This is a genomic window from Kitasatospora sp. NPDC056800, assembly GCF_042789775.1.
In the GTDB taxonomy this organism is placed as follows: domain Bacteria; phylum Actinomycetota; class Actinomycetes; order Streptomycetales; family Streptomycetaceae; genus Kitasatospora.
Genome location: NZ_JBHUAL010000344.1, coordinates 1 through 5,118, shown reverse-complemented (window position 1 = coordinate 5,118; position 5,118 = coordinate 1). Strand labels below are relative to the sequence as shown.

The following is a 5,118-nucleotide window of genomic DNA, read 5'->3' as shown; positions in this document are numbered from 1 at the left end:
GCCGCGCGCCCGGCTCCGCGCCCCCCCCCGGGGGGGGGGGGGGCCCTCCCCGACACCGCCCCCCGGGCTACCGCCCGGGGGCCCCGGCGCCCCCCCCCCCGCGGGGCCGCCGGCCGGAACGCACGACGGGCGGGCCCCGGTGTTCCCGGGCCCGCCCGTCGGCCGTCCTGCACGGCGTCGGTCGTCCTGTCCGCGTCAGTCGTCCGGGTCCTCGTCGTCGTAGACCTCGCTCACGTCGAACCGGCAGATCAGCAGCTGCGGGTCGGCGTGCTCGAAGGGCTCGGGCAGCCACTCGCCCGGCTCGGTCGGCTCGGTGGCCGCGACCCAGAGCGTCGAGTCGGCCTCCTCCAGGCCGAACTCCTCACTGCGGGCGGCGATCTCGTCGGGCTCGTACTCGCCGAACAGCACGCCGATCGCGGCGTTCACCCCGCCCGCGCCGGCGCCGCCCGGGGTCAGCGACTCGTCCAGCCGCTCGGCCTGGGCACGCAGCCGCTCGGGGTCGACGACGTGGTAGTCACGGCGGATCAACACGCTGATCGCCTCGGGCTGTTCGGGGCCGTGGTACCCGCCGGGGCCCTCGTCCCCGGGGATCTCGAAGGGCGTGACCTCGTCATAGGCCTCGTACAGGAGCTGGTCGTAGGCGATGGCCGCCGTCGCGAGCTGCTCGTAGGCGGCGGTGACGGCGGGATCATCGGCTGCGTTGGGGCTTGACACCGCTTCCAGATGACGGTCGATGGCGGCCTTGACCGCCTCAGCGGCGGCGCGTACCTCGGCAATGGTGGGCTGCGCGGCATCAGACATGGTGCAGACGCTATCTCCCCGCGGTGTCGCCACGCACAGCGGTTGTCACCTACACCCGCGATTTCACCGCAACTTCCCCCCTGATGTCCGATCCGTCCCGCTTCGTCCCCACGCGCCACCGGCGCGAAGCGGGCGCGGAGGGCGCACGCCGGGCCCGCCGAGGCCGTCCGACTGCCGCTTCGCGCGCCGGGATCGGGGTATCCCCTCCACAGTGGCAACAGGACTGATGCACTGTCAGTCGGCGGCCGGGGCCGCACCCGTTCCGACCGTCGCCCGCGCACGGGAGGACGGCCGGAAATACCCGGGCCGACTGTCCGGGGCAGGCCGTAGGCTTGCCTGAAGGTGATCCCCAGGAGGAGCGTTTTGACCCCACGGAAGCCGGTCCGGCAGCCGGAGTACGAGTACCAGTCCCTGCGCATGCCGCGCGGCACCACGCGCAACGCGGCGCGCCAACTGCTCACCGAGCACGCCGAGTACGGGCACTGGGAGCTCGACCGGCTGCGGTTGTTCCCCGACGGCAGCCGGACGGTCCGGCTGAAGCGGCGGATCATCCGGCAGGTCCGGAACTGGTGACGGGCGGGGCACCGCGGCCCCGGGCGGCAGCGAGCCCTCACGCGTCCGCGGCCGCCCGTTCGCTCGGCGGCCGCGGATGCGTCGTTCCTCAGGTACGTCCGGGGGCGGGCGCGCACCGGTCCCGTTCAGCGCGCGCCCTGGTTCCCCGCCCGCCGTGTCAGCGGGCGCCGGCCCGGGCCCGGCGGTAGAGCACGCCGCCGCCGAGCAGCATCGCGAGGCCGGCGGCCCCGAGCAGCTCGACATTGCCGGCACCGGTGGTGGCCAGCTGGGCGGACGGCGCCGGCTTGGCGGCGGGCGCCACGGCGGAGGACGCGGAGGTGGCCGGAGCCACGCCGGTGCGCGCGACGCTCGTCACCTCCTCGGAGGAGGTCTGCGGCGGGGTCGGGCAGGTCTCCACGCAGCCCTCGGCCGGCGGCGTCGGGGTGACCTTCTCGACCTTCTCCACATTGGCGCAGTCGTTGCCGAAGGCCGGGTTGCCGACGCCGGCCACGTTCACCGAGTTGCCGCAGGCGTTGACCGGAACGTCCACCGGCGCCTGGACGCTGTTGCCCGAGAGCACGCCCGCCGAGTTGGCGGCGACACCGGAGGCGCCGGCCCCCGGGACGTCGACACCCGTGCCATCGGCACCCGGAACCTTGGTGGCCGGACCCGCGGCGTCCGGGACAGCACTCGCCGGGAGGGTACTGGCCGGCAGAGTGCTGGCCGGGAGGGTGCTGGCCGGAGCCGTGGCACCCTGGCTCCCACTGGCACCGGAGCTGTCGGTACGGCCGGCGCCGGTGGCGCCGGACTGGCCGCCATGGGCGGGCTTGGACGCCTGATGGCCGCCGCCGTTGACGTTGGCACAGCGGTTGCCGAAGGACGGGTTCAGCAAGCCGATCACATCGATCGTGTTGCCGCAGGCATTGATCGGCACCTCGATCGGCACCTGGACCGAGTTGCCCGAGACGACACCGGGTGAACCGGTGGCCACCCCCTGCGCGTCGGCGCCCCCCGCGTAGGCGTAGCCGGCGGTCGAGGCCAGCACACTGCCGGTGGCCACGGCCGTGAGGATCCCCTTCTTGGCTACTTTCCTCATGTTTTCCCCTGACATTTCGAGACGACGTGTCGACCTTGGCATGAACCTTGCAAAAAAGTCGGAATTTCCGTATATCCGTAAATCACGCAAGGGCTTCGGCTGCACACGGGTTAACGAGAGGCCAACGGGGAGGTTGAGCAACGAAACCCCGCTTCACTCGATCGAGTGATCGTGTCGGATCCCGTGTATCCGGTATCCCGGCGGGGACGCGAACGCCCCCGGCGCGGCGCGTCCGCCGCCCGGGGGCTCGCGTGAGTCGGCTCAACAGGCCCCGACGGCCCGGAGGTCGACTCAGAAGTTGGCGCAGTGGTTGGCGAACGCCGGGTTCAGCACGCCCACGACGCTCACGGTGTTGCCGCAGAGGTTGACCGGGATGTGCACCGGAACCTGGATCTGGTTGCCCGAGACGACACCCGGGGAACCGGCGGCCACACCCTCGGCGGCGGCGCCGCCCTGAGCGGACGCGACACCGGCGGCGGCGAGCACCAGGCCACCGGTGGCGGCGGCGACAGCGGCGATCTTCTTGACCTTCATCATTCCTCCTGTATGGACAACGCAACCCGTTCGGCGGGCTGCACAGGGATGAACGACGCTGCGGCAAACGGGGTACGGAGTGGATCTCCCATTCACCCGCAACGGTGAGATCTCGCACACATGATCGGCCTGGAATTCCGAGCAGAATCGCTTCTGTCGATCTCTTTCTTCCTGTCCCACAATCATCAGCTCGGACAATGCGGTCGGCCCGCCCCCGGAACTCCGGGAGCGGGCCGACCCAGTCACCTGATCAGCGCGGGCACCGCCGCGCGGAACGGCTCAGCAGGCGTCGATGAAACGGTCCAGCACCCGGGCGCCGAACTTCAGCCCGTCCACCGGCACCCGCTCGTCCACGCCGTGGAACATCCCGGCGAAGTCCAGCTCCGGCGGCAGCTGGAGCGGCGCGAAGCCGAAGCAGCGGATGCCCAGGTCCTGGAAGGACTTGGCGTCCGTCCCGCCCGACAGGCAGTACGGCACCGCGCGGGCGATCGGGTCCTCGGCCCGCAGCGCGGTCTGCATCGCCTCGACCAGGGCCCCGTCGAAGCCGGTCTCGATCGCCTTGTCCGAGTGCAGGCTCTCGCGCTTCACGCGCGGGCCGAGCACGCTGTCCAGCTCGGCCAGGAACTCCTCCTCGTAGCCGGGCAGGAAGCGGCCGTCCACGTGCGCGGTGGCCTGACCGGGGATCACGTTGACCTTGTAGCCGGCGCCGAGCATGGTCGGCTGGGCGGTGTTCCGCAGCGTGGTGCCGATCATCTTGGCGATGCCGCCGAGCACGCGCAGCGTCTCGTCCATGTTCTCCGGGTCCAGCTCGACCCCGAGCGCGTCCGACAGCTCGTCCAGGAAGGCCCGGACGGTCTTGGTGATCCGCAGCGGGAACTGGTGCCGGCCGAGCCGGGCGACCGCCTCGCACAGCTCGGTGATCGCGTTGTCGTCGTTCTCCATCGAGCCGTGGCCGGCCCGGCCCTCGACCGTCAGGCGCATCCAGTGCATGCCCTTCTCGGCCGTCTCCACCAGGTAGAGGCGGACCTGGTCGTTGACCGTGAAGGAGAAGCCGCCGACCTCGCCGATCGCCTCGGTCACGCCCTCGAACAGCCCGGGGTGCTTGTCCACCAGGAAGCGCGCCCCGTAGGTGCCGCCGGCCTCCTCGTCGGCGAGGAAGGCCAGCACGATGTCGCGCGGGGGCTTGCGCCCGGTGCGCAGCCGGTCGCGGATGACCGCCAGGGTCATCGCGTCCATGTCCTTCATGTCCACCGCGCCGCGCCCCCAGACGCAGCCGTCCGCGATCTCACCGCCGAACGGGTCGTGGGTCCAGTCCGCCGCGTTGGCCGGCACCACGTCGGTGTGGCCGTGGATCAGCAGGCCCGGACGGGAACGGTCCTCGCCCTCGATCCGGACCACGGTCGAGGCCCGTCCCTTGGCCGACTCGAAGATCTTCGGCTCCAGCCCGAACTCGGCGAGCTGCTCGGCCACGTACTCGGCCGCCTTCCGCTCCCCCGGGCCGGATCCGTCCCCGTAGTTGCTGGTGTCGATCCGGATCAGATCGCGACAGATCTCGGCGACCTCCGACTCAGCCGTCACCTTCGGCGCCGCCGACTCGCTCCGCTCGCTCACGGTCACTCCTCGCGTCTTGGGCCCGCACCGACGCACCAGCGCGCCACCCCCAGGACCTGCACCCGGGCCGTACGAGCACGTCCGCCCATCCTCCCCCAGCCCCCGATCCCGATCCAGCCCCCGCACGTTCCCGAAACCCGCTGGTCACGCCCCCGCCACACGCCGCCCCTTGCCCCCGCCACCCGTCGGACCCGCCCGCCGGGAGCCCGCCGGAAACCGTTTTGGGACCCCAAGCCGATCTTTGCTACAGTTACATCTGTCAGCGCGACGGACGAGAGATCGGAAGCCGCGAGGACGACACCTAGTCCGGGTGGCGGAATGGCAGACGCGCTAGCTTGAGGTGCTAGTGCCCTTTATCGGGCGTGGGGGTTCAAGTCCCCCCTCGGACACCGAAAGAAAGGCCCCAGTTGATCTGGGGCCTTTCTGCTTTTCCGGTGCGGATCGCCCCTGTGGCGCGGGTCACCGCTGTGGTGCGACCGCCACGGGCGGATGCCCGGCCGGTGGGAACCGGCCGGGAATCCGGG

The 5,118-nt window shown here is 71.6% G+C and carries 5 protein-coding genes and 1 tRNA gene; 2 read left to right on the top strand and 4 right to left on the bottom strand.

What is annotated here, in order from left to right; genetic code table 11:
• Nucleotides 1-195: 195 nt before the first annotated feature.
• The gene (locus ACFRQN_RS39820) at nucleotides 196-801 is read right to left on the bottom strand and encodes a hypothetical protein (RefSeq protein ID WP_049660402.1); all 606 of its coding nucleotides are present in this window, start codon (nucleotides 799-801) and stop codon (nucleotides 196-198) included.
• A 363-nt stretch (nucleotides 802-1,164) separates the two neighbouring features.
• Between ACFRQN_RS39820 and ACFRQN_RS39815 the strand changes: the two genes are divergently transcribed.
• Nucleotides 1,165-1,374, top strand: coding sequence for a DUF5703 family protein (locus ACFRQN_RS39815; RefSeq protein WP_037901221.1), 210 nt, complete (start codon nucleotides 1,165-1,167; stop codon nucleotides 1,372-1,374).
• A gap of 157 nt (nucleotides 1,375-1,531) precedes the next feature.
• Here the strand turns inward: ACFRQN_RS39815 and ACFRQN_RS39810 are convergent, their stop codons facing one another.
• The 3 genes from ACFRQN_RS39810 to ACFRQN_RS39800 form a co-directional block, all read right to left on the bottom strand.
• Nucleotides 1,532-2,413 (bottom strand): chaplin family protein, encoded by an 882-nt coding sequence (locus ACFRQN_RS39810; protein WP_380745520.1) that lies wholly within the window; start codon nucleotides 2,411-2,413, stop codon nucleotides 1,532-1,534.
• 327 nt (nucleotides 2,414-2,740) lie between these two features.
• Complete coding sequence (locus tag ACFRQN_RS39805) at nucleotides 2,741-2,983, bottom strand: chaplin (RefSeq protein WP_074002312.1); 243 nt, start codon at nucleotides 2,981-2,983, stop codon at nucleotides 2,741-2,743.
• A gap of 279 nt (nucleotides 2,984-3,262) precedes the next feature.
• The gene (locus tag ACFRQN_RS39800; RefSeq protein WP_049659731.1) at nucleotides 3,263-4,594 is read right to left on the bottom strand and encodes a M20/M25/M40 family metallo-hydrolase; all 1,332 of its coding nucleotides are present in this window, start codon (nucleotides 4,592-4,594) and stop codon (nucleotides 3,263-3,265) included.
• Nucleotides 4,595-4,898: 304 nt separating this feature from the next.
• On the opposite strand from ACFRQN_RS39800, the gene ACFRQN_RS39795 reads away from it, so the two are divergent.
• Nucleotides 4,899-4,983: transfer RNA gene (locus ACFRQN_RS39795), tRNA-Leu, on the top strand.
• Nucleotides 4,984-5,118 lie beyond the last annotated feature (135 nt).

Coding starts and splice junctions, on each gene's coding strand:
- ACFRQN_RS39820 (WP_049660402.1), bottom strand. CDS start 801: ATGTCTGATGCCGCGCAGCCCACCATTGCCGAGGTACGCGCCGCCGCT.
- ACFRQN_RS39805 (WP_074002312.1), bottom strand. CDS start 2,983: ATGAAGGTCAAGAAGATCGCCGCTGTCGCCGCCGCCACCGGTGGCCTG.